Source organism: Mycolicibacterium vulneris (assembly GCF_002104765.1).
GTDB lineage: Bacteria > Actinomycetota > Actinomycetes > Mycobacteriales > Mycobacteriaceae > Mycobacterium > Mycobacterium vulneris.
On record NZ_NCXM01000007.1, the window covers coordinates 82,790 to 106,821 of the forward strand.

Below are 24,032 nucleotides of genomic sequence, written 5' to 3' on the forward strand. Positions count from 1 at the left end.
AAATCGCACTCTCTACGTGCGTTTAATGTGACCGAACAGTGACCTGCCCGGTTTGCCGCAGTCGGCCGCGAGGGTTCGTCGACGGAACCCGAAGAAGCGAATACCGGTGATTACACCGCGGTATTGGTGTCGGCGGCCGGGGTGGCCGCGGTGTCGTCGGTCGTTGCTGTGCGCTTGCTACGCAGCTGCAACAACCGGGTGCCGACCGCCGCCGCGAAGACGGCGATCAAGAGGAAAATCGTCAGCCCGGTCCAGGGAAACTCGGGCGTCTCCAACTCATGCAGGAAATGCTGCGCGGAGACCACCGGGTTGCCGGTCTTGGCGATGTCCTCGCCGGCCTCGAGCGTGACGCGGGGGAACTGCGTGCTGTAGCTGCCGACGTAGCTCGGGCTGAGCGTCAGCACCGTCGCGTCGTGATAGTCCGCGCCGACCACCGTCGAGATGTCGCGCAACGGGGTGTCGTTCGGGGGGTTGTGGTCGAGCAGCACGATCTTGAGGTTGATGCCGTCGGCGTGCGCCCGGTTGACCACGTCGAGCAGTCCCGGCATCGCCGACGGCGGGGCGCTGACCCCGGTGGCGGCGACCTGAGCCTTCACCAAGGTCATGTCGACGTCCACCGGAATGTAGAGCGGCAGCGTCGAGTGCGAGAACACGGTGTCCTGCGGTAGCGGTGCAACGAACGAATCGTGCCCGGTCATCTGCGCCTCCTGCGGTAGTGCTAGAGGCACCGTACGCGACTTCACCGTCGGGGGTTTAAACCGGCGGCCGCGGCGATAAGACTGAAGTCACGAGTGCCGTCGTAATGCAGGACAAGCGTACTGTTAAAGTTGGCCTCATCGTTTGGACGACCCGCCGACGCCAGCCCGTCGCGGTGGGAGAACTAAAGACTCTGGAGTTTGAAGTGACTGATTCTGTGAATTCGTTCGAAGCCCGCGACACCCTCAAGGTCGGCGACCAGAGTTACCAGATCTATCGTCTCGACGCCGTCCCCAACACCGAAAAGCTCCCCTACAGCCTCAAGGTGCTGGCCGAGAACCTGTTGCGCAACGAGGACGGCGCGAACATCACCAAAGACCACATCGAGGCCATCGCGAACTGGGATCCCAAGGCGGAACCCAGCATTGAGATCCAGTACACGCCCGCCCGCGTGGTGATGCAGGACTTCACCGGGGTGCCCTGCATCGTCGACCTGGCCACCATGCGTGAGGCCATCGTCGACCTCGGCGGCGACGCGGAGAAGGTCAACCCGCTCGCGCCCGCCGACTTGGTGATCGACCACTCGGTGATCGCCGACCTGTTCGGCACCCCCGACGCGTTCGAGCGCAACGTCGAGATCGAGTACCAGCGCAACGGCGAGCGCTACCAGTTCCTGCGCTGGGGCCAGGGAGCTTTTAAGGACTTCAAGGTGGTGCCCCCGGGCACCGGCATCGTGCACCAGGTCAACATCGAGTACCTGGCCAGTGTCGTGATGTCCCGAGCGGATGACGCGGGAAATCTGACCGCCTACCCCGACACCTGTGTGGGAACCGACTCGCACACCACGATGGTCAACGGCCTGGGCGTGCTGGGCTGGGGCGTAGGCGGCATCGAGGCCGAGGCCGCGATGCTGGGCCAGCCGGTGTCGATGCTGATCCCGCGCGTGGTCGGCTTCAAGCTGACCGGTGAGATTCAGGCCGGCGTCACCGCCACCGACGTCGTGCTGACCGTCACCGAGATGCTGCGCAAGCACGGTGTCGTCGGCAAGTTCGTCGAGTTCTACGGCAAGGGTGTTTCCGAGGTGCCGCTGGCCAACCGCGCCACGCTGGGCAACATGAGCCCCGAATTCGGTTCCACCGCAGCCATTTTCCCCATCGACGAGGAGACCATCTCTTACCTCAGGTTCACCGGCCGCCCCGAACAGCAACTGGCACTGGTGGAGACCTACGCCAAAGAGCAGGGGCTGTGGCACGACCCCGACCACGAGCCCGCCTTCTCTGAGTACCTCGAGCTCGACCTCTCCACGGTGGTGCCGTCGATCGCCGGACCGAAGCGTCCGCAGGACCGAATTGCCTTGTCGGCGGCCAAGTCCACCTTCCGCGACCAGATCCTCAGTTACGTCGACGGCGACGCGGACGGCCACCAGGGCTACTCGAAGCTGGACGAGGCGGTCGAGGAGACCTTCCCGGCCAGCGATCCCGGCGCGGTGTCGAACGGACACGCCGACGACGTCCCCGAGGTGCACTCGGCGGCCGCACATGCCAAGGGCCGCCCGAGCAACCCGGTGACTGTAAAGTCCGACGAGCGAGGCGAATTCGTGCTCGACCACGGCGCGGTGGTGATCGCCGCGGTCACGTCGTGCACCAACACCTCCAACCCCGAGGTGATGCTGGGCGCCGCGCTGCTGGCCCGCAACGCCGTCGAAAAGGGACTGGCGTCCAAGCCGTGGGTGAAGACCACTATGGCGCCCGGCTCGCAGGTGGTCAACGACTACTACGACAAAGCCGGCCTCTGGCCGTATCTGGAGAAGCTCGGCTTCTACCTGGTCGGCTACGGCTGCACCACCTGCATCGGCAACTCCGGTCCGCTGCCCGACGAAATCTCGAAGGCCATCAACGACAACGACCTGTCGGTGACCGCCGTGCTATCGGGCAACCGGAACTTCGAGGGCCGCATCAACCCCGACGTCAAGATGAACTACCTGGCGTCGCCACCGCTGGTGGTCGCCTACGCGCTGGCCGGCACCATGGACTTCGACTTCGAATCCCAGCCGCTCGGTAAGGACAAAGAGGGCAACGACGTCTTCCTGAAAGACATCTGGCCGTCGCAGCAGGACGTCTCCGACACCATCGCCTCGGCGATCAATTCCGAGATGTTCACCAAGAACTACCGCGACGTGTTCAAGGGCGACGAGCGGTGGCGCAACCTGCCCACCCCGAGCGGCAATACCTTTGAGTGGAACCCGGATTCGACCTACGTCCGCAAGCCCCCGTACTTCGACGGCATGCCGGCCAAGCCCGAGCCGGTCGCCGACATCACCGGCGCCCGGGTGCTGGCGCTGCTGGGCGATTCGGTCACCACCGACCACATCTCCCCCGCCGGCGCCATCAAGCCGGGCACCCCGGCCGCGCAGTACCTCGACGAGCACGGCGTGGATCGCAAGGACTACAACTCCTATGGTTCGCGGCGCGGCAATCATGAGGTGATGATCCGCGGCACGTTCGCCAACATCCGGCTGCGCAACCAATTACTCGATGGCGTCTCGGGTGGCTACACCCGCGACTTCACCCAGGACGGCGCTCCGCAGGCGTTCATCTACGACGCCGCGCAAAACTATGCGGCACAGAATATTCCGCTGGTGGTGCTGGGCGGTAAGGAATACGGATCGGGTTCGTCCCGAGACTGGGCCGCCAAGGGAACGCGGCTGCTGGGCGTCCGCGCAGTGATCACCGAATCGTTCGAGCGGATCCACCGCTCCAACCTGATCGGCATGGGCGTGATCCCGTTGCAGTTCCCCGACGGCAAGTCGGCCACCGACCTGGGCCTGGACGGCACCGAGGTGTTCGACATCACCGGGATCGAAGAGCTCAACAACGGCAAGACGCCAAAGACGGTGCACGTCAAGGCCAGCAAGGACGGTGGGGACGACATCGAGTTCGACGCGGTGGTGCGCATCGACACCCCCGGCGAGGCCGACTACTACCGCAACGGCGGCATCCTGCAGTACGTGCTGCGCAACATGCTCAAGTCCGGCTAGTCCCGGCCCGAATCCAGTCACCCAGTGCCCAAGGTCAGCGAGGACCATCTGGCGGCTCGACGCCGCCAGATCCTCGACGGCGCCCGCCGATGCTTCGCCGAATACGGCTACGAGCAAGCGACGGTGCGCCGGCTGGAGAAGGCGATCGGGATGTCGCGCGGCGCGATCTTCCACCACTTCCGGGACAAGGACGCGCTGTTTTTCGCCCTTGCCCACGAGGACGCCGAGCGGATGGCCGACGTGGCTTCCCGCGCGGGACTCATCCAGGTGATGCGCGACATGCTGGCCGCGCCGGACCAGTTCGACTGGCTGGCCACCAGATTGGAGATCGCGCGCAAGCTGCGCAACGATTCCGCGTTCAGCCGGGGATGGGCGGAACGTTCGGCCGAGCTGGCGGCGGCGACCACCGATCGGTTGCGCCGGCAGACGGAGGCGCACCGGGTGCGCGACGACGTGCCCGGCGACGTGCTGCAGTGCTATCTGGAACTGGTGCTCGACGGCCTGGTGGCCCGGTCGGCGTCCGGCGAGGACCCGCAGCGCCTATCCGCGGTCCTGGACCTGGTGGAAAACTCGGTACGCCGCAACGACTCTGAGAAGCGATCGTAACGTCACTGCGAACAAGGGGACGTGATTTCGCAGTGACGCTACGCCGGCGCGACCTTGGCGGTCCGGTTGGGCCCGCCGCGGCTGCGCATCGTGGTGCCCGACTCCCGCAGCAAGCTATGAATCGACCCGTACGACCTGCCGGTCTTCGCAACGAGGCTGCGGATGCTGGCGCCGCCTTCGTAGGCGTGGCGCAGCTCGTCCAACAACTGGTCGCGCGTCTTGGCCGACCTTTGCAGTGCTCTCTTCATGGCTCCTCCGACGCGGGACACGATCGCAAGCACCCAGAGTAAGAAGCCGCTGTCAGTAGCGGGCCGATTTCGCCAAATCGCCTGCGAAGTCGTGGCGATCGCGAGCGCGGCGCAGCCGGGCGAAGCGGGTCGCCGCCATTAACTCAGGCGAGCTCGATGAGATCCCGGTATTCGTCGGACCAGAAGTCCTCGGTGCCGTCGGGCAACAGCACGACGCGCTGCGGGTCGAGCGCCTCGGCGGCACCCGGGTCGTGCGTCACCAACACCACCGCGCCCTGGTAAGTGCGCAGCGCGTCGAGCACCTGCTCGCGCGAGGCCGGGTCGAGGTTGTTCGTCGGCTCGTCGAGCAGCAGCACGTTGGCGGTCGAGGCCACCAAACCGGCCAGCGCGAGCCGAGTCTTCTCGCCGCCGGACAGGGTGCCCGCCGGCTGGTCGAGCTGGGGGCCGCTGAACATGAACGCGCCCAACAGGCCGCGCAGGTCCTGCTCGCCCGAATCCGGTGCGGCGTGGCGGATGTTCTCCCACACGGTCGCGTCGTTGTCGAGCGTGTCGTGCTCCTGGGCGAAGTAGCCGATCCGCAGCCCGTGCCCGGGCTCGAGTCCCCCGGTGTCGGGCGCCTCGGTGCCGGCCAGGATTCTCAGCAGGGTGGTCTTTCCCGCGCCGTTGAGGCCCAGCACCACCACCCGCGAGCCGCGGTCGATCGCCAGGTCGACACCGGTGAACACCTCCAGCGACCCGTAGGACTTGCTCAGCCCGGTCGCCACCAGCGGCGTGCGCCCGCACGCGGCCGGGTTGGGGAACTTGATGCGGGCCACCTTGTCGGCCACCCGCTCGTCGTCGAGCGCGGCCATCATCCGGTCGGCACGGCGCAACATGTTTTGCGCGGCAACGGCTTTGGTGGCCTTCGCGCCGAGCTTGGCAGCCTGCGAGCGCAGCGCGGTGGCCTTGCGTTCGGCGTTGGCGCGTTCGCGGCGCCGGCGCTGCTCGTCGGTGGACCGCGCGTCGAGGTATTTCTGCCACGTCATGTTGTAGACGTCGACCTCGCCGCGCACCGCGTCCAGGAACCACACCCGGTTGACGACGTCGGCGAGCAGTTCGACGTTGTGGCTGATGATCACCAGCCCGCCGGTGTGCGCGCGCAGGAAGTCGCGCAGCCAGCCGATGGAGTCCGCGTCCAGGTGGTTGGTGGGCTCGTCGAGCAGCAACGTGGTCGACGAACCCGACATCCCCGCGCCGCCCTCGGATGCGGCGAACAAGATGCGGGCCAGCTCCACCCGGCGGCGCTGCCCACCGGACAGCGTCCGCAGCTGCTGCGTCAGCACCCGTTCGGGCAGGCCGAGACTCGCGCAGATGCGGCTCGCTTCACTTTCCGCCCCATAGCCGCCCAGGGCGACGAAACGCTCCTCCAGCTGCCCGTACCGGCGGATCGCGCGGTCGCGGGCGTCGTCGTCGGCGACCTCGGCCATCAACGCCTGCTGCTTTTCCAGGTCGGTCAGCAACACGTCGAGCCCGCGCGCTGACAGCACCCGGTCGCGGGCCAGCACGTCGAGGTCGCCCTCTTTGGGATCCTGTGGCAGATAACCGATTTCGCCGGCACGGTTGATCGCGCCCGCGTAGGGCTCGGTCTCGCCCGCCAGGATGCGCAGCGTGGTGGTCTTACCGGCGCCGTTGCGGCCCACCAGCCCGATGCGGTCACCGGGCTGCACGCGCAGGTCGGGACCGTCCGGGGAGAGCAGGATGCGCGCACCAGCGCGGACCTCGAGGTCCGTGGCCGTGATCACGATCGCTCTCCTTGTGTGAAAAGACGCCTATTTGTCGTCGGTGAACACCGGTGGTCGTCGTTCTGCGCGCGCGGCAACCGCTTCTTCGAAGTTGGCGGTGAGCAGGCGGACGAAAAGCTGTCCCAAGCCTTCGGCTTGCATGTGCCCTTCCAGGCTACCGGCGTCCAGTCCACTCCACAGCGTGCGCTTGGTCAACTCGATGCCCGGCCGCGAGAAGGCCGCTATGCGCGCGGCGATGGCGTAGCAGGTGTCCAGCAGCTGCTCCTCGGGCACCTGGCAGGACACCAGCCCGATGCGCTCGGCCTCTTCGGCGGTGATGTCGCGACCAGTCAGCATGATCTCGAAGGCGCGCGACGAGCCGATGGCCCGCGGCAGCAGATAGGACAACCCCAGCTCGCTGGCGGTCAGCCCGTTGTTGATGCCGGCGGCGCGGAAGTACGCGCTGGTCGAGGCCACCCGGATGTCGGCGGCCAGGGCCAGACACAGGCCGCCGCCGATGGCGGGGCCGTTGACCGCGGCGATCACCGGTTGGTGCAGCCGGCGCAGCGCCAGGATGACCTCGTCGAGGATCTCCATGGAGCGCAGCGCGTAGGTCGGGCGGGTCAGCCCTTCGACGTGGGGCACGGAGCCCGCGGACTTGTGATCGGCGCCGGAGGAGAAGCCTCGACCGGCCCCGGTCAGCACGACCACCCGCACCGAATTGTCGTAGGTGACCTTTTCCAGGGCCTCCTTGAGCGGGAGCATGACGTCGAACGCCATGGAATTCATCCGCTCGGGCCGATTCAGGGTTATCAGCGCGACGCCGGGCCGCGGGTGATCTACCAGTACCAAACTCACCCATGCAACCTAGCGCGTAGCTAACCATGGTTCTGCGCGCAGCGCGGCGTCGGGCCTATTCGGCTTGCTCGGCCTCGGCGGCCTCGACGTCGAAGGCGCGAACTTGCTGGACCAGGTCCTCCAGGGCGGCAGGCGGCAGGGCACCGGGCTGGTTGAACAGCAGTTTGCCCTTCTTGAACGCCATCAGCGTCGGGATGGACCGGATCTGGGCCGCCGCGGCCAGCTGTTGTTCGGCCTCGGTGTCGACTTTGGCGTGCACGATGTCGGGGTGTTTCTCCGCCGACGCCTGGAAAGTGGGACCGAACTGGCGGCATGGGCCGCACCAGGACGCCCAGAAGTCGACGAGCACGATGTCGTTGCCCTCGATGGTTTCGTTGAACTTCTCAGCTGTGAGATCAAGTGTTGTCACATTTGCCGTAACGCCCGGCGCCGACCCGATGTTCCCCGGTACACCAGGACTTCGGAAGCCGGCTGTCGACGCGCGGAGCAACTACCGCCTGCCGGACCGGCGCTGGTTACGGTTGCGTACGTTTTCCCGCGTCCGACAGACTGGGCCTGACGATCCGCCGCCTCGAGGACCAGTGAAGGAATCGCGTTGGGCCACTACATCGCAAACGTTCGTGATATCGAGTTCAACCTTTTCGAAGTGCTCGATGTCGGCGCCGTTTTGGGCACCGGCGGCTACAGCGACCTCGACGCGGACACGGTCAAAACGATATTGGCCGAAGCCGCTCGCCTCGCCGAAGGTCCGGTGGCCGAATCCTTCGCCTTCGCCGACCGCAATCCGCCGGTGTTCGATCCGGCCGAGCACAAAATCACGGTGCCCGACGAGTTGGCCAAGACGGTGGCGGCGCTCAAGGAGGCCGGCTGGTGGCGGCTGGGCATGGCCGAAGAGATCGGCGGGATGCCCGCCCCGCCGCCGCTGGCGTGGGCGGTCAACGAAATGCTCATCTGCGCCAACCCGTCGGCGAACTTCTTTTGCCTGGGCCCGTTCATGTCTCAGGCGTTGTATGTCGAGGGCAACGAGCAGCAGCGGCAATGGGCCGCGCAGGGCGTGGAGCGGGGCTGGGCGGCCACCATGGTGCTCACCGAACCCGACGCGGGCTCCGACGTCGGCGCCGGCCGCGCCAAAGCCATCCAACAACCCGACGGCACCTGGCACATCGAGGGCGTGAAACGCTTCATCTCCGGCGGCGACGTGGGCGATACCGCCGAGAACATCTTCCATCTGGTGCTGGCCCGCCCGGAGGGCGCCGGACCGGGCACCAAGGGGCTGAGCCTGTTCTACGTACCCAACTTCCTGTTCGACCCCGACACCTTCGAACTCGGCCCCCGCAACGGCGTTTACGTCACCGGGGTGGAACACAAGATGGGCATCAAGTCCTCCCCCACGTGCGAATTGACTTTCGGCGCAACGGATGTGCCCGCCGTCGGATACCTGGTCGGCGATGTGCACCGGGGCATCGCGCAGATGTTCACCGTGATCGAGCAGGCGCGCATGACGATTGGCGTCAAAGCCGCCGGCACGCTGTCCACCGGTTACCTGAACGCGCTGGCCTTCGCCAAGGAGCGGGTGCAGGGTGCGGACCTGACGCAGATGTCCGACAAGACCGCGCCGCGGGTCACGATCATCCACCATCCCGACGTGCGCCGCAGCCTGATGACCCAGAAGGCATACGCGGAGGGGCTGCGCGCGCTGTACATGTACGCCGCCGCACATCAGGATGACGCTGTGGCCCAAAGCGTTTCGGGTGCCGATCCCGAGATGGCGCACCGCATCGACGATCTGCTGCTGCCGATCGTCAAGGGGGTCAGCTCGGAGCGGGCCTATGAGGTGCTGACCGAGTCGCTGCAGACGCTGGGTGGTTCGGGGTTTCTCCAGGACTATCCACTCGAGCAGTACATCCGCGATTCCAAGATCGACTCGCTCTACGAGGGCACCACCGCCATCCAGGCGCTCGACTTCTTCTTCCGCAAGATCGTGCGGGACCGGGGCCAGGCCCTGCAGTTCTTGACGACTCAGATCACCGCGACCATCGACGACTGCGACGAGGCGCTCAAGCCCATTGCCCAGCTGGTGCAGACCGCGTATGACGATGTCACGGCGATGACGGGCGCGCTGACCGGCTATCTGATGTCGGCGGCCCAACACGCAGAAGAGATCTACAAGGTGGGGCTGGGCTCGGTGCGCTATCTGCTCGCGGTCGGCGATCTGCTGATCGGCTGGCTGTTGCTGGTGCAGGCCGGCATCGCGGCGCGCGCGCTGGCCGAGGGCGCCGGGAATGACGAAGCCTTCTATCGGGGCAAGATCGCGACCGCGGGGTTCTTCGCCAAAAACATGCTGCCGAAGCTCACCTCGCTGCGCGGCGTCATCGAGGCCATCGACGACGACATCATGAAGGTGGCCGAAGAGTCGTTCTGAACGCGGCAGATACACAGGTTAGGCACAGGTTAAACGGGTAAACCATGACGTTGTCTTCAACCGACGAATGGAGAAAACGTTGATCTCTGCCAGCTGTCACCTGCCCCGGCTCACTCGCTTTGCGGTATTCGCCGTCGCGGGGGCCACCGCATTGTCCCTGTCCGCCTGCGGCTCTTCGAACAAGTCCAATCCCCCGTCCACGTCCACGTCCACCTCAACCTCGACGTCCGTCGTCACGTCGACAACCACGTCGCCCACCCCTAACGCCGAAGCGCGGGTCAGCGGCCTGATCGCCTCGGTGGCGGGCAACTCCATTCAGGTCACCAAAGAAGACAACGCGACCGCCTCGGTCAACTTCACCTCCACCACCAAGATCACCGAGGCCGTGCCGGCGGGCCTGCCCGACGTCACCCCGGGCAGCTGCGTCAGTGTGAAGCCGACGAAGGAATCGGCGCCCGGGCAGTCGGTCACCGCCGCGTCGGTGAAGATCAGCGAATCCGTGAACGGCGCCTGCCCCAAGCCGCCGCAGAACTCACCCGGTGCTTCCACCACTACGCCGCCGTCGCAGGCGCCCGCGAAGCCGGCCTGGGTCCGGGGTTCGGTGGCATCGGTGTCTGGCAACACCATCAACCTGACCAACACGGATCCCAGCGGCAATACCACGCAAACGACCGTGACGGTCGACGACAAGACCAAATACACCAAGCAGTCGTCCGCGAACACCGACGCCATCACGCCGGGCAAATGCCTGTCCGCGCGCGGAACTCAGGACAACGGCGGCGCGCTGCAAGCGACGAGCATCAACCTACGACCGGCCGTCGACGGCAAATGCGGCAAGCCCAAGGAGCCTGGCCAGGGGCACTGACTCTGGCTCGGGCCACCTGAGATGCCGTCACTCCCGCCGGGCGCGGCGCGAACCCGCGCCCGGCGGGAGTAAGTGCTCAGGGCGGCGAAACGTTTGATCGGAGATGAGTTCTGTGCCAGCCATATCGCTGAAAACCCGGCGGACGCAGATCGCGCTCGGCGTCGTTGTGGCTTTCGTCGCGCTGTGTGTCGCCATGTGCGGCCCCTCGCACGACACGTCGACCAGCAGCGCCCCGCCGGCCGTCACGGCGGTCCCGCCCAGCGCAGCCCCCCGCGCCGCACCGCCGCCGGCGCCCGCGCCACCTCCGGTCGGCAAGGACTATGTCGAGGGCATGGTGCAGTCGAATTCGAACGGCACGATCGGGCTTCGTACGCGATCCGGCTCGGCGACGGTGGACTACACACCGCAGACCAGGGTCATGGACGTCACCCCGGCGAAGCTGACCGATGTGACGCCCGGCAGTTGCGTGAATGTCAAAGCCACCCCGCAGAGCGCACCGCCCTCCGGGGCTCCAGCTCCCGGCGGGCCGCCTCCCGGCCCGATCACCGCGCAGGCCGTGACGGTCACGCAGTCCGCGGACGGTAAGTGCCCGCCGCCGGCCGGCTTCTACGGCACCGTGGCCTCGGTGACGGGCAACACGATCGCCGTCACCGGCCTGGGCCCCGGCGGCCAGGGCGCGGCTACCAACGTGACCGTCGCCGACTCGACCTCATACCAGCGGCAGACGCCGTCGGACACCGAGGCGATCACGAACGGTAAATGCATTGGGGCCCAAGGCACTCAAGACGGTGGGGCCCTGCACGCGACGATGATCAGTGTGGAGGCGTGCCCACCCATGGGGCGCCCGCACCCGCACCTGCACCTGCCGCACCTCCCGCACATCCACCTCTAGGGACGCGGGAAGCCGCAGCGCGCCAAAGCGCTAAAAGGCCGAAAAGCCGGACTCAGACGGTGAAACCGAGGGCGCGCAGCTGCTCGCGGCCGTCCTCGGTGATCTTGTCCGGACCCCACGGCGGGTTCCACACCCAGTTGATCCGCAGGTCGTCGACCAGACCGGCGCCCACCAGCGCGCTGCGGGACTGATCTTCGATGACGTCGGTCAGCGGGCAGGCGGCCGAGGTCAGCGTCATGTCGATCAGGGCGACCGTTCCCTCGTCGCCGTCTTCGACGTTCAGCCCGTAGACGAGTCCCAGATCGACGACGTTGATGCCGAGTTCGGGGTCGACGACGTCACGCATCGCCTCCTCGAGGTCGGCAAGGAATTCTTCACCCTGCGCGGTGGTTTCGCTCATCTGTGACCTCCTCGAAGTCTGCTTCCTGGTCCGAACACGCTTTGGCCAGAGCATCTTTGAACGCCATCCAGCCCAATAGCGCGCATTTCACCCGCGCCGGGTATTTGGCCACCCCGGCAAACGCGATCCCGTCGCCCAGCACGTCCTCGTCACCCTCGACGGTGCCGCGCGAGGACACCATCTCGGTGAACGCGGTGATGGTCTTGAGCGCCTCGCCGACGCTTTGACCGATCACCTGCTGGGTGAGCACCGAGGTCGCGGCCTGGCTGATGGAGCAGCCCTGCCCGTCATAGGACACGTCGGCGACGGTCTCGCCGTCCTCGGACAGCGCCACCCGCAGGGTGACCTCGTCACCGCAGACGGGGTTGACGTGAAACACCTCGGCGCCGAACGGCTCCCGCAGCCCCCGGTGCTGCGGGTGCTTGTAGTGATCCAGGATCACGTCCTGATACATCTGCTCGAGACGCAATGTCAGCCTCTCCCAAAGAAATCCAGAGCGCGGCGCACACCCGCCACCAAGCGCTCGACCTCCTCGGCGGTGTTGTACACCCCGAAGGATGCCCGAGCGGTGGCCGCCAGGCCGAACCGGCGATGCAGCGGCATGGCGCAGTGGTGCCCCACCCGCACCGCGACGCCCTCGTCGTCGAGCACCTGCCCGACGTCGTGGGCGTGCACGCCGTCGACCACGAACGACACCGGCGAGGCGCGGTTCTCCATCGACACCGGCCCGACGATGCGCACGGCGTCGATGCCGGACAGGCCGTCGATGGCCGCGGCGACCAGCTGGTGCTCGTGGGCCTGCACGGCTTCCATGCCGAGGGCGCCGAGATAGCGCGTGGCCGCGCCCAATCCGACCACCTGTGACGTCATCGGGGTGCCGGCCTCGAACCGCTGCGGCACCGCCGCATAGGTGGACGATTCCATGGTCACGGCCTCGATCATCGAGCCGCCGGTCAGGAACGGCGGCAGGGCAGACAGCAGCTCGCGCCGGCCGTAGAGAACGCCGATGCCGTTGGGGCCCAGCATCTTATGTCCCGAGAACGCGGCGAAGTCCACGTCGAGGGCGTGGAAGTCGACGGGCTGGTGTGGCACCGACTGGCAGGCGTCGAGCACGGTGAGCGCGCCCACGGCCCGGGCGCGGCCGACCAGCTCGGCCACCGGGGCCACCGCGCCGGTGACGTTCGAATGATGGGTGAAGGCGACGACTTTGACGCGTTCGTCGAGCTGCAGCGAGTCGAGGTCGATGCGGCCGTCGTCGGTGACGCCGTACCAGTGCAGGGTCGCCCCGGTGCGCCGGGCGAGCTCCTGCCAGGGAACCAAATTGGCGTGGTGCTCGAGCTCGGTGGTGACGATGACATCGCCGGGGCCGACGGCACGGTCGAAACGCTTGTCCCCCAGCACATATGACACCAGGTTGAGCGCCTCGGTGGCGTTCTTGGTGAAAACCAGCTCGTCGGTGTCGGCGCCCACGAAGGCCGCGACGTCGGCACGGCCCTGCTCGTAGGCATCGGTGGCCTCTTCCATCAGCTGGTGCGCACCGCGGTGCACGGCGCCGTTGGACGTCAGCAGAAATTCCCGCTCGGCGTCGAGCACCTGCAGCGGCCGCTGTGACGTGGCGCCGGAATCCAGGTACGCCAACGGCTTTCCGCTGCGCATGACGCGCTTGAGGATGGGGAAATCGGCACGGATGGCCGCGACATCCAGGGGTGAGACGGCCGCCGAAGGTGTAGCCATGTCAGGCCCCGGTTGCCGCCGCTTGGGTGAAGCGGACGTAGCCGTTCTGCTCGAGTTCGTCGGCGAGCTCAGGACCGCCGGATTCGGCGATCCGGCCGCCGACGAACACGTGCACGTATTCGGGGCGGATGTAGCGCAGGATGCGGGTGTAGTGCGTGATCAGCAAGATGCCACCGTGCTCGGTCTCGGCATAGCGGTTGACGCCCTCGCTGACCACCCGCAGTGCGTCGACGTCGAGGCCGGAGTCGGTCTCGTCGAGGATGGCGATCTTGGGCTTGAGCAGTTCCAGCTGCAGGATCTCGTGGCGCTTCTTCTCACCGCCGGAGAAGCCCTCGTTGACGCTGCGCTCGGCGAACGCCGGGTCGATCTCCAGCGAGCCCATGGCCGCCTTGACCTCTTTGACCCAGTGCCGCAGCTTCGGGGCCTCGCCCCGCACGGCGGTCGCCGCCGAGCGCAGGAAGTTCGACACCGAGACGCCGGGCACCTCGACGGGATACTGCATGGCCAAGAAGATTCCGGCCCGCGCGCGCTCGTCGATGCTCATCGCGAGCACGTCCTGGCCGTCCAGCGTGATGGAGCCCGAGGTCACCGTGTACTTGGGGTGACCGGCGATGGCGTAGGACAGCGTCGACTTGCCCGACCCGTTGGGGCCCATCAAGGCGTGTGTCTCACCGGACTTCACCGTCAGGTCGACGCCATTGAGGATGGGGATCTCCCGCTCGGACTCGGCGGCGTTCGGGTTGACGACGCTGACGTGCAGATCTTTGATTTCCAGAGTGGTCATGAGGCTGTTGTTTCCGTCTTTTCCGTTAAGGCCAATTCGTGTTCGATGGCTGCGGTCAGGCGTTCCCGTATTTCGGGCACCGCGATCTTGGAGATGATTTCGGCGAAGAAGCCGCGGATGACCAGGCGGCGCGCCTGCTCCTCGGGGATGCCGCGGGAGCGTAGGTAAAACAGTTGCTCGTCGTCGAAACGCCCGGTGGCACTGGCGTGCCCGGCGCCGACGATCTCGCCCGTCTCGATCTCCAGGTTGGGCACCGAGTCGGCGCGCGCGCCGTCGGTGAGCACCAGGTTGCGGTTCACCTCGAAGGTGTCGGTGCCGGCGGCGTCGGCGCGGATCAGCACGTCGCCGATCCAGACCGTGTGCGCGTCGGGCAGCGAGGAGTCCGGATCACCTTGCAGCGCACCCTTGTACAGCACGTTCGACTTGCAGTCGGGCTGGGCGTGATCCACCAGCAGCCGCGACTCCAGGTGCTGCCCGTCGTCGGCGAAGTACAGCCCGAGCAGCTCGGCGTCGCCGCCGGGGCCCAGGTACCGCACGTTGGCCGTCATCCGGACCACCTCGCCGCCGAGCGTGACGGCGACGTGGCGCAGCACCGCGTCCTTGCCCAGCTTGGCGTGCTGCATGCTGACGTGCACGGCGTCGTCGGCCCAGTCGGCCAGCCACACCACGGTGAGCCGGGCGGCATCGTCGACGACGAATTCGACATTGTCGGCCAGCGTTCCGCTGCCCCGGTGGTCGATGACGACGACGGCCTCGGCCAGCTCGGAGACCCGGATCTGCAGGTGCCCGTAGGCCACCGCTCCCTCGCCAGGGCCGGTGACGGTGACACCGATCGGCTCGGCGATGCGGGTGTCACGCTCGACGGTGAGCACGGTCGCGGAGTTGAACGACGAAAACGCTTGCGCGGCAACACGGTCGGTCGGTACACCGCCCTGGCCGAGCCGCTCGTCACCGCGGGAGACGGTCTCGACCCGCAGGCCGGGCTGCTCGTTGACGCTGATTCCGGCCTTGCCGGTGGCGCGCGCCGACCCGTCGTGCAGGCCACGCAGCCGGCGCAGCGGGGTGAACCGCCAGATTTCGTCGCGGCCGTGCGGGACCTCGAACGCGTCCACATCGAACGAGGAGAACAACTCCCCCTTATTCAATGCGGTAAGCGAACTCCCCTCGACGGCCGAAGTCAGATTGTCCGCGGTCATCAGCGCCGCTCCTCATCGCTTCGCTCTGCATCGTTGCCGGCGCGGGTCATCCGACAGCGCCCTCCATCTGCAACTCGATCAGCCGGTTGAGCTCCAGCGCGTACTCCATCGGCAGCTCTTTGGCGATCGGCTCGACGAAGCCGCGCACCACCATGGCCATCGCCTCGTCCTCGGTCAGGCCGCGGCTCATCAGGTAGAACAGCTGGTTCTCGCTGACCTTCGACACGGTGGCCTCGTGGCCCATGGTGACGTCGTCCTCGCGGATGTCGACGTAGGGGTAGGTGTCGCTGCGGCTGATCGTATCGACCAGCAGCGCATCACATTTCACGCTGGAGCGCGATCCGTGCGCGCCCTTGTTCACCTGCACCAGGCCGCGGTAGGAGGTGCGGCCGCCGCCGCGAGCCACGGACTTGGACACGATGTTGCTCGACGTGTTCGGTGCCAGGTGCAGCATCTTCGCGCCGGTGTCCTGGTGCTGGTCTTCGCCGGCGAAGGCGACCGAGAGCACCTCGCCCTTGGCGTGCTCGCCGGTCATCCAGACCGCCGGGTACTTCATGGTGACCTTCGACCCGATGTTGCCGTCGATCCACTCCATGGTGGCGCCGGCCTCGGCGCGGGCCCGCTTGGTGACCAGGTTGTAGACGTTGCCCGACCAGTTCTGAATCGTCGTGTAGCGAACGCGCGCATGGGGTTTCACGATGATTTCGACCACCGCCGAGTGCAGCGAATCCGACTTGTAGATCGGCGCGGTGCAGCCCTCGACGTAGTGCACGTAGGAGCCCTCGTCGGCGATGATCAGCGTCCGCTCGAACTGACCCATGTTCTCGGTGTTGATCCGGAAGTAGGCCTGCAGCGGGATGTCGACGTGCACACCCTTCGGGACGTAGATGAACGAGCCGCCGCTCCACACCGCGGTATTCAGCGCGGAGAACTTGTTGTCCCCGGCCGGGATCACGGTGCCGAAGTACTCCTTGAAGATCTCGGGGTGTTCGCGCAACGCCGTGTCGGTGTCCTGGAAGATGACGCCCTGCTTTTCCAGATCTTCACGGATGGAGTGGTAGACGACCTCCGACTCGTACTGGGCCGCGACGCCGGAGACCAGCCGCTGCTTCTCGGCTTCCGGGATGCCCAGCCGGTCATAGGTGTTACGGATGTCCTCGGGCAGGTCGTCCCACGTCGCTGCCTGCTTCTCGCTGGAACGCACGAAGTACTTGATGTTGTCGAAGTCGATGCCCTCCAGGTTCGAGCCCCACCCCGGCATCGGCTTGCGGTCGAAGATGCGCAGCGCCTTCAACCGCGTCTGCAGCATCCAGTCGGGCTCGTTCTTCTTCGCAGAGATGTCGCGAACGACGGCTTCGGACAGGCCACGCTGGGCGCTGGCCCCCGCGACGTCGGAGTCCGACCAGCCATAGCCGTACCGGCCCAGGGAGGCGATCGCCTCTTCCTGAGTCAGCGGCGCGGTAGCCGTCTTGCTGGCCTCGGGTGTGAGTGTCATCGAGACGCTCCTTTGGTGCTCGTGGTGTCGGTCATATGGCGCCGCTCCTGCTCATCGCCGCGCTCTGCATCGTCGCCGGCGTGGCGCGGGCTGGGCGCCTGAGTCAGGGGTACGTGCGTGGTGCAGGCGCAGTCGCCGTTGACGATGGTCGCCAACCGCTGGACGTGGGTGCCCAGCACCTCGGCCATGGCCTGCTGTTCGGCGTCGCACAGCTCGGGGAATTCCTCGGCGACGTGCGACACCGGGCAGTGGTGCTGGCAGATCTGCACGCCGTGGATCGGGCCGCCGACCTGCGTTGTGGTGGTGACGTAACCGGCCTTGGTCAGCGCGGTGGCGATCCGGTCGGCCGCCGCCTCGACGTCGGTGTCCGCCGCGCTGTCGGCAGCGGGAACGTCGGCCAGGATGGTGTCGATGCGCTGCCGGGCGAAGGCCTGCACCGCCTCTTCACCACCGATCTCGCGGAGTTGCCGCATGGCCGCCGCCGCCAGGTCGTCGTAGGCGTGGTCGAGCTTCGCCCGCCCGGCCGCGGTCAGCCGATAGCGCTTCGCGGGACGCCCGCGTCCCACCTGTTGCCACGCCGCGGCCGCGGTGGACTCGGCGTCACCGGCCTCGATCAGGGCGTCGAGGTGGCGTCGCACGCCGGCAGCCGCCAGGCCCAGCCGGTCACCGATCTCGCCGGCGGTGATCGATCCGGATTCCAGCAGCAGGCGCACGATTGCGCGGCGGGTGTGACCATCCGCTACCGGCGCGCCGACGTCCACCGCGCCGGTAATGGCGTCAGCGGGCCCATCGGGGCTGGTTCGGATTTTCACAACACCAGTGTGACGCAATTCCGGGGATCGGTCTAGCAAGGGTCCCCTGTCCTGGCGTTGCGCTGCTCACAGCCACCGCGCCGCAGTGACGCCGCCCGTCCGGCGGTTACGCTGCTCTGATGGCAGCCCGCCACCACACGCTGAGCTCATCGATCGCGAGTCTGCACGGCGACGAGCAAGCGGTGGGTTCGCCGCTGAACGATACCGAGCTCACCGCGCTGCGCCGCACCCGCCTGTTCGGCGCGGCCGGCACGGTGGTGATGGCGATCGGCGCGCTCGGCGCGGGCGCCCGGCCCGTCGTGCAGGACCCGACGTTCGGCGTGCGGCTACTCAACCTGCCGTCGCGCATCCAGACCGTGTCGTTGACCATGACGACCACCGGTGCGGTGATGATGGCGCTGGCCTGGTTGATGCTCGGCCGGTTCGCCCTGGGAAACCGGCGGATGTCGCGCGGCGACCTGGACCGCACCCTGCTGCTGTGGGTGTTGCCGCTGTTGATCGCCCCGCCGATGTACAGCAAGGACGTCTACTCCTATCTGGCGCAGAGCCAGATCTCGTTGGAGGGTCTGGACCCCTACCGGGTGGGCCCGGCGTCGGGCCTGGGCCTGTCCCACATCTTCACGCTGTCGGTGCCGACGCTGTGGCGCGAGACGCCCGCGCCCTATGGGCCGCTGTTCTTATGGATCGGGCGCGGCATCTCCGCGATCACCGGGGAGAACATCGTCGCCGCCGTGCTGTGCCACCGGCTGGTGGAGTTGCTGGGCGTGGGCCTGATCGTGTGGGCGACCCCGCGGCTGGCCCGGCGCTGCGGCGTCGCCGAGGTCAGCGCGCTGTGGCTGGGGGCGGCCAACCCGCTGCTGATCATGCATCTGGTGGCCGGCGTGCACAACGAGGCGCTGATGCTGGGCCTGATGCTGGCCGGGGCCGAATTCGCGCTGCGCGGCATCAACGCACCACGGTTGCTGCCGGCGTCGTGGAAGCGGTTGGGTCCGGACTGGGAACCGCTGGGGATGCTGGTCACCGGTTCGGTGCTGATCGTATTGTCGTCGCAGGTGAAGCTGCCGTCGCTGCTGGCGCTGGGCTTCGTCACGATGGCGCTGGCCTACCGCTGCGGGGGCACCGTGCGCGCCCTGTTGCTGACGGGCGGCGGCATGGCGGCGTTGTCGCTGGCGGTGATGGCGCTGGTGGGCTGGGCCAGCGGCCTGGGATTCGGCTGGATCTACACGCTGGGCACCGCCAACGTGGTGCGCAGCTGGATGTCGCCCCCGACGCTGCTGGCGCTCGGCACCGGGCAGGTCGGCATCCTGCTGGGCCTGGGCGATCACACCACCGCGGTGCTGGGGCTGACCCGTGCGATCGGCGTGCTGATCATCACGGTCATGGTGGCCTGGTTGCTGCTGGCCGTCTTCCGCGGCCGGCTGCACCCGATCGGCGGGCTGGGCGTCGCGCTGGGCATCACGGTGCTGCTGTTCCCGGTCGTGCAGCCCTGGTATCTGCTCTGGGCCGTCATCCCGCTGGCCGCCTGGGCGACGCGGACCGGCTTCCGGGTGGCGGCCATCGTCATCAGCCTGGTCGTCGGGATCTTCGGCCCGACGGCCAACGGCGACCGGTTCGCGCTGTTCCAGATCATCGACGCGACCCTGGCCAGCACCGTCATCGTCCTCGCGCTCATCGCGTTGACCTACAGGCGCCTGCCGTGGCGCCGCCCGCCCGGCCAGGACACCGAATCCAACGGCGAACCGGCCAACGACACGGCGGCAACGCCGCCGACTCCGCCGACCCCCCGCCCGGCGCCGGCACATGACGCCTACGCTGATTCCACGTGAGCTCGGCCTTTCCAGAATCGCGCGAATCCCCTGACGCAGTGGTGCTGCTGCGCGGGGTCACCAAGAAATACGGATCCGGCGCGACGGCCGTCGAGGCCGTCTCCAATCTCGATCTCGAGGTCTACGCCGCCGAGGTACTGGCCCTGCTCGGTCCCAACGGCGCCGGCAAGACGACGACGGTCGAGATGTGCGAGGGCTTCGTCCGTCCGGACGCCGGCACCATCGAGGTGCTCGGCCTGGACCCGATCGCCGACAACGCGCAGCTCCGGGCGCGGATCGGGGTGATGCTGCAGGGCGGCGGCGGCTACCCCGCGGCCCGGGCCGGCGAGATGCTCAACCTGGTGGCCGCCTACGCCGCCGACCCGCTGGACCCGGCCTGGCTGCTGGACACGCTGGGCCTCACCGACGCCGCCCGCACCACCTACCGGCGGCTCTCCGGCGGCCAGCAGCAGCGGCTGGCGCTGGCGTGCGCGTTGGTGGGTCGTCCCGAACTGGTGTTCCTCGACGAGCCCACCGCGGGCATGGACGCCCACGCCCGGCTGCTGGTCTGGGAACTGATCGACGCGCTGCGCCGCGACGGCGTGACGGTGGTGCTGACCACCCACCAGCTCAAGGAGGCCGAGGAGCTCGCCGACCGGCTGGTGATCATCGACCACGGGGCGACGGTGGCCTCCGGCACGCCCGCGGAGCTGATGCGCAGCGGGGCCAAGGACCAGTTGCGGTTCAGCGCACCGCCGCGCCTCGATCTGTCGTTGCTGTCCGCCGCCCTGCCGGAGGACTACAAGGCCACCGAGGTGACGCCGGGCGAGTACCTGGTCGAGGGGCACGTCGACCCCCAGGTGCTGGCCACCGTCACGTCCTGGTGCGCGCGGATCGACGTGCTGGCCACCGACATGCGCGTCGAGCAACGCAGCCTCGAAGATGTGTTCCTCGACCTCACCGGCAGGAAGTTACGGCCTTGACGGACAACGAGACTCAATCGAACCTGTTCCCCGCGGGCACCTTCGCTCCCGATCCGCGGCCCAGCGCGGTGCCGAAAATGCTTGCGGCGCAATTCGGTTTGGAGCTCAAGCTGCTGCTGCGCAACGGCGAACAGCTGCTGCTGACCATGTTCATCCCGATCACGCTGCTGGTCGGCCTCACGCTGCTGCCGCTCGGTTCGTTCGGCCAGCACCGCGCGGCGACCTTCACCCCGGTCATCATGGCGCTGGCGGTGATCTCGACGGCGTTCACCGGGCAGGCGATCGCGGTCGCCTTCGATCGGCGCTACGGCGCGCTCAAGCGGCTCGGCGCCACCCCGCTTCCGGTGTGGGGCATCATCGCGGGCAAGTCCCTGGCTGTGGTCACCGTGGTGTTCCTGCAAGCAATCCTGTTGGGCGCCATCGGTTTTGCGCTCGGCTGGCGGCCGGCGCCGACGGCGCTGGCGCTGGGCGCGGCGGTCATCGCGCTGGGCACCGTGGTGTTCGCGGCGCTCGGGCTGCTGCTCGGCGGGACGCTCCGCGCCGAGATCGTGCTCGCGCTCGCCAACCTGTTGTGGTTCGTCTTCGCCGGGTTGGGCGCGCTGACCCTGGAAACCGGGATCACCCCGGCGGCGGTCAAACTCGCGGCCCGGCTGACCCCGTCCGGCGCGCTCACCGAGGCGCTCTCGCAGGCGATGACCATGTCGGTGGACTGGTTCGGCGTAATCGTCCTGGTGGCGTGGGGCGCGGCGGGCGCGCTGAGCGCGCTGCGCTGGTTCCGCTTCACCTGACCCCCCGCGCGACCGGCCGTACTACAGGTCGTAGTTTTGGTGCCTTAGGATCGGGCCGTGGTTGGACGGATGCTGTTGCGCGTGGTGGACCTGCTCCCCACCCCCAGCGTGGGGGTGCAGCGCCTGATCGCCGCGGCCGTCATCCTCACCCAGGGCGGCATCGCCATCACGGGCGCGATCGTGCGGGTCACCGCCTCGGGGCTGGGTTGCCCCACCTGGCCGCAGTGCTTTCCGGGCAGCTTCGTTCCGGTGGCCCACGCCGAGGTGCCGCGCATCCACCAGGCCGTCGAATTCGGCAATCGGATGGTCACTTTCGCCGTGGTGATCACCGCGGCGCTGGCCGTGCTGGCCGTGACCCGGGCGCGGCGACGCCGCGAGGTGCTGGTCTACGCCTGGTTGATGCCGGTATCCACCGTCGTGCAGGCGGTGATCGGCGGCATCACCGTGCGCACCGGGCTGCTGTGGTGGACGGTCGCCATCCACCTGCTGACGTCGATGACCATGGTGTGGCTGTCGGTGCTGCTCTACGTGAAGGTCGGCGAGCCCGACGACGGTGTGGTCCGCGAGCGAGTGGTCAGGCCGCTGCGCGCGCTGACCGCGCTGGCCGGCCTGGACCTGGCCGCGGTGCTGGTCACCGGCACGCTGGTGACGGCCGCCGGCCCGCACGCGGGTGATCGCAGCCCCACCCGGACGGTGCCGCGGCTGAATGTCGAGGTCGACACCCTGGTGCATATGCACTCGTCGCTGCTGATCGCCTACCTCGCGCTGCTGGTGGGGCTGGGCTTCGGGCTGCTGGCGGTGCGCGCCGCCCGTCCTGTGCTGCTGCGGCTCGCGGTGCTGCTGGTGCTGGTGTTCGCGCAGGCCGCCGTCGGCACCGCGCAGTACTACACCGGGGTCCCCGCCGTGCTGGTCGCCCTGCACGTGGCCGGGGCCACGGCGTGCACGGCGGCCACCGCGGCGCTATGGGCGTCGATGCGAGAGCGGGCCGAGCCCGAGCCGCTCGCAGGCTGACTCCACCGCCAGGGCGAAGCGGTGCTGCGCGAGGTCGCGGGCAGCGGTGTCCAGCCGGCGCCAGCCCATTGACGGCGCGACCAGGTCGAGCCCCACCAACCGTTCGCCGGCCACGTCGACCCGCGCGCAGAGCAGCTCCCGGGCGGCGATGCCGGAGCGCTGGGCGGCCGCGGCGAGCGCGGCGTGGCCGAGGTCCCACGACTCGAATTCCGGCTCGTCCGGCCAGGCGTGCGACCGCTCGCCGCCCAGGAAGAAGAGCGACGTGTCGGGCGACGTGCCCGGATCGGTCGTCGGCACCCCGTCGTGCTCGAGGTCGCGCAAATACCGCTCATCGAGGTTCCAACCCACCGCGCCGGGCGGGTTGAGCAGGTGCCGGACGCGCCGGGTCCAGGCCAGGAATTCGTCGCGCCGATCCCGGATGCTTCCGACGGCCCGCAGTATCACCAGATCCGCTCCGGCGGTGTCCGGATCGTCCCAGGACAGCCAGCGCGCGTGCAGGCCGCGCCGCCGCAGCGCGCCCACCAGACCGGCGTCGTCGGCCGTCGCGCCCGCGCCGTCGCCCGCCCCCGCCAGCACGATGTGGGGGTGGAAGACGTCCGGACGAGCGAGTTTCATGCCCGGGCATGATAAGCAGATGCACGCAATCGAGATCAGCGAGACCGGCGGCCCCGAGGTGCTGCGCTACGTCGATACGCCCACGCCCACGCCCGGGCCGGGCGAGGTGCTGATCAAGGCCGAGGCCATCGGCGTCAACTACATCGACATCTACTTCCGCTCCGGGCAGTACCCGCGGGAGTTGCCGTTCATCCTCGGCTCGGAGTTGGCCGGCACCATCGAATCCCTCGGCGACGGCGTCGAGGGGTTCCGCGTCGGCGACCGCGTGGTGAGCGCCGCGGCGTCCGGTGGATATGCCGAATATGCCACGGCCCCAGCTCATTTGACTGCCAAGGTGCCCGACGGCGTGACGGCCGAAGTCGCGGCCTCCGCGCTGCTGAAGGGGCTGACGGCCCATTACCTGCTGAAGTCGGTCTATCCGGTGCAGGCGGGCGACACGGTGCTGGTGCACGCCGGGGCGGGCGGCGTCGGCCTGATCCTGACGCAGTGGGCCCGTCTGCTCGGTGTGCGGGTGATCACCACGGTTTCCACCCCGGACAAAGAGCGGCTGTCCCGGCAGGCGGGCGCCGACGAGGTGCTCCCCTACCCCGACGACGCGAAAGCGTTCGGCGAGCGGATTCGCTCGTTGACCGACGGCGCCGGCGTGGCCGCGGTGTACGACGGCGTGGGCGCGACCACCTTCGACGCCAGCCTGGCCAGCCTGGCCATCCGGGGCACGCTGGCGCTGTTCGGCGCAGCCAGCGGGCCCGTTCCGCCGATCGACCCGCAGCGCCTCAACGCCGCCGGCTCGGTGTTTTTGACCCGGCCGTCGCTGGCGCACTTCGTGCGCACCGGCCAGGAATTCAGTTGGCGGGCAGAGGAATTGTTCGCCGCGATCGCCGGTGGCGACATCACCGTCGCGGTCGGCGGGCGCTACCCGCTGGCCGAGGCGGCCCGCGCCCACCAGGATCTGCAGGCTCGCAAGACGGCGGGCTCGATCGTGCTGCTGCCCTGAACCGGCATGGTCACGCGAGCCCCGTCGGAGG

23 protein-coding genes are annotated in these 24,032 nt (G+C 68.1%); 10 read left to right on the plus strand and 13 right to left on the minus strand.

From position 1 onward, the window contains the following. Positions 1 to 110 precede the first annotated feature (110 nt). On the minus strand, positions 111 to 698 hold the full coding sequence (locus B8W69_RS08570) for an Rv1476 family membrane protein (RefSeq protein ID WP_085289410.1): 588 nt from the start codon (positions 696 to 698) through the stop codon (positions 111 to 113). Positions 699 to 901: 203 nt separating this feature from the next. On the opposite strand from B8W69_RS08570, the gene B8W69_RS08575 reads away from it, so the two are divergent. Then, positions 902 to 3,733, plus strand: coding sequence for an aconitate hydratase (locus B8W69_RS08575; protein ID WP_085289411.1), 2,832 nt, complete (start codon positions 902 to 904; stop codon positions 3,731 to 3,733). A 24-nt stretch (positions 3,734 to 3,757) separates the two neighbouring features. Beyond that, a complete protein-coding gene (locus B8W69_RS08580; protein WP_085289412.1) occupies positions 3,758 to 4,339 on the plus strand; it encodes a TetR/AcrR family transcriptional regulator in 582 nt (193 codons plus the stop codon). Between the two features lie 38 nt (positions 4,340 to 4,377). Here B8W69_RS08580 and B8W69_RS08585 read toward each other — a convergent pair whose 3' ends face one another. The 4 genes from B8W69_RS08585 to trxA all read right to left on the minus strand — a co-directional run bounded on the left by B8W69_RS08585 (position 4,378) and on the right by trxA (position 7,614). Then, positions 4,378 to 4,575 (minus strand): helix-turn-helix domain-containing protein, encoded by a 198-nt coding sequence (locus tag B8W69_RS08585; RefSeq protein ID WP_085289520.1) that lies wholly within the window; start codon positions 4,573 to 4,575, stop codon positions 4,378 to 4,380. Between the two features lie 155 nt (positions 4,576 to 4,730). Further along, the gene (locus B8W69_RS08590; RefSeq protein ID WP_085289413.1) at positions 4,731 to 6,368 is read right to left on the minus strand and encodes an ABC-F family ATP-binding cassette domain-containing protein; all 1,638 of its coding nucleotides are present in this window, start codon (positions 6,366 to 6,368) and stop codon (positions 4,731 to 4,733) included. A 27-nt stretch (positions 6,369 to 6,395) separates the two neighbouring features. Further along, positions 6,396 to 7,205, minus strand: a complete 810-nt coding sequence (locus B8W69_RS08595; RefSeq protein ID WP_085289414.1) for an enoyl-CoA hydratase — start codon at positions 7,203 to 7,205, stop codon at positions 6,396 to 6,398. A 55-nt stretch (positions 7,206 to 7,260) separates the two neighbouring features. After that, a complete protein-coding gene (gene trxA / locus B8W69_RS08600) occupies positions 7,261 to 7,614 on the minus strand; it encodes a thioredoxin (RefSeq protein ID WP_085289415.1) in 354 nt (117 codons plus the stop codon). Between the two features lie 186 nt (positions 7,615 to 7,800). On the opposite strand from trxA, the gene B8W69_RS08605 reads away from it, so the two are divergent. The 3 genes from B8W69_RS08605 to B8W69_RS08620 all read left to right on the plus strand — a co-directional run bounded on the left by B8W69_RS08605 (position 7,801) and on the right by B8W69_RS08620 (position 11,384). After that, positions 7,801 to 9,627, plus strand: a complete 1,827-nt coding sequence (locus B8W69_RS08605) for an acyl-CoA dehydrogenase (protein ID WP_085289416.1) — start codon at positions 7,801 to 7,803, stop codon at positions 9,625 to 9,627. An 82-nt stretch (positions 9,628 to 9,709) separates the two neighbouring features. Continuing rightward, the gene (locus B8W69_RS08615) at positions 9,710 to 10,492 is read left to right on the plus strand and encodes a DUF5666 domain-containing protein (RefSeq protein ID WP_181447358.1); all 783 of its coding nucleotides are present in this window, start codon (positions 9,710 to 9,712) and stop codon (positions 10,490 to 10,492) included. A gap of 127 nt (positions 10,493 to 10,619) precedes the next feature. Beyond that, on the plus strand, positions 10,620 to 11,384 hold the full coding sequence (locus tag B8W69_RS08620; RefSeq protein WP_085289521.1) for a DUF5666 domain-containing protein: 765 nt from the start codon (positions 10,620 to 10,622) through the stop codon (positions 11,382 to 11,384). Positions 11,385 to 11,436: 52 nt separating this feature from the next. Here B8W69_RS08620 and B8W69_RS08625 read toward each other — a convergent pair whose 3' ends face one another. From B8W69_RS08625 to B8W69_RS08655, 7 genes are read right to left on the minus strand one after another with little or no spacing between them, the layout of a single operon-like run. Next, positions 11,437 to 11,784, minus strand: a complete 348-nt coding sequence (locus B8W69_RS08625; protein WP_085289419.1) for a metal-sulfur cluster assembly factor — start codon at positions 11,782 to 11,784, stop codon at positions 11,437 to 11,439. Beyond that, positions 11,759 to 12,259, minus strand: coding sequence for a Fe-S cluster assembly sulfur transfer protein SufU (gene sufU, locus B8W69_RS08630; RefSeq protein WP_110881869.1), 501 nt, complete (start codon positions 12,257 to 12,259; stop codon positions 11,759 to 11,761). Before sufU ends, B8W69_RS08625 begins: the two co-directional genes overlap by 26 nt. Next, positions 12,256 to 13,518: a cysteine desulfurase gene (locus B8W69_RS08635; protein WP_085289421.1), complete on the minus strand. Its 1,263-nt coding sequence runs from the start codon at positions 13,516 to 13,518 to the stop codon at positions 12,256 to 12,258. The genes sufU and B8W69_RS08635 overlap by 4 nt, the downstream gene beginning before the upstream one ends. 1 nt (position 13,519) lies before the next feature. Then, the gene (gene sufC, locus B8W69_RS08640) at positions 13,520 to 14,302 is read right to left on the minus strand and encodes a Fe-S cluster assembly ATPase SufC (protein WP_085289422.1); all 783 of its coding nucleotides are present in this window, start codon (positions 14,300 to 14,302) and stop codon (positions 13,520 to 13,522) included. After that, positions 14,299 to 15,498: a Fe-S cluster assembly protein SufD gene (gene sufD, locus B8W69_RS08645; protein WP_085289423.1), complete on the minus strand. Its 1,200-nt coding sequence runs from the start codon at positions 15,496 to 15,498 to the stop codon at positions 14,299 to 14,301. Before sufD ends, sufC begins: the two co-directional genes overlap by 4 nt. A gap of 46 nt (positions 15,499 to 15,544) precedes the next feature. After that, positions 15,545 to 16,993 (minus strand): Fe-S cluster assembly protein SufB, encoded by a 1,449-nt coding sequence (sufB, locus tag B8W69_RS08650; protein WP_085289424.1) that lies wholly within the window; start codon positions 16,991 to 16,993, stop codon positions 15,545 to 15,547. Continuing rightward, a complete protein-coding gene (locus tag B8W69_RS08655) occupies positions 16,990 to 17,844 on the minus strand; it encodes a helix-turn-helix transcriptional regulator (RefSeq protein WP_110881870.1) in 855 nt (284 codons plus the stop codon). Before B8W69_RS08655 ends, sufB begins: the two co-directional genes overlap by 4 nt. Positions 17,845 to 17,924: 80 nt before the next feature. Between B8W69_RS08655 and mptB the strand changes: the two genes are divergently transcribed. The 4 genes from mptB (at position 17,925) to B8W69_RS08675 (ending at position 22,392) form a co-directional block, all read left to right on the plus strand. After that, positions 17,925 to 19,631, plus strand: coding sequence for a polyprenol phosphomannose-dependent alpha 1,6 mannosyltransferase MptB (mptB, locus tag B8W69_RS08660; RefSeq protein WP_085289426.1), 1,707 nt, complete (start codon positions 17,925 to 17,927; stop codon positions 19,629 to 19,631). Positions 19,632 to 19,672: 41 nt separating this feature from the next. After that, the gene (locus B8W69_RS08665) at positions 19,673 to 20,593 is read left to right on the plus strand and encodes an ABC transporter ATP-binding protein (protein WP_085289522.1); all 921 of its coding nucleotides are present in this window, start codon (positions 19,673 to 19,675) and stop codon (positions 20,591 to 20,593) included. A gap of 77 nt (positions 20,594 to 20,670) precedes the next feature. Beyond that, positions 20,671 to 21,381 carry an ABC transporter permease gene (locus B8W69_RS08670; protein ID WP_245843184.1) on the plus strand — a complete coding sequence of 237 codons (711 nt, stop codon included), beginning with the start codon at positions 20,671 to 20,673 and terminating at the stop codon, positions 21,379 to 21,381. A 57-nt stretch (positions 21,382 to 21,438) separates the two neighbouring features. Next, positions 21,439 to 22,392, plus strand: coding sequence for a COX15/CtaA family protein (locus B8W69_RS08675; protein WP_085289428.1), 954 nt, complete (start codon positions 21,439 to 21,441; stop codon positions 22,390 to 22,392). Here B8W69_RS08675 and B8W69_RS08680 read toward each other — a convergent pair. Continuing rightward, a complete protein-coding gene (locus B8W69_RS08680) occupies positions 22,342 to 23,007 on the minus strand; it encodes a DcsG N-terminal domain-containing protein (protein ID WP_085289429.1) in 666 nt (221 codons plus the stop codon). The genes B8W69_RS08675 and B8W69_RS08680 overlap by 51 nt on opposite strands. Before the next feature lie 19 nt (positions 23,008 to 23,026). Between B8W69_RS08680 and B8W69_RS08685 the strand changes: the two genes are divergently transcribed. After that, a complete protein-coding gene (locus tag B8W69_RS08685) occupies positions 23,027 to 24,001 on the plus strand; it encodes a quinone oxidoreductase family protein (protein ID WP_085289523.1) in 975 nt (324 codons plus the stop codon). Positions 24,002 to 24,032 lie beyond the last annotated feature (31 nt).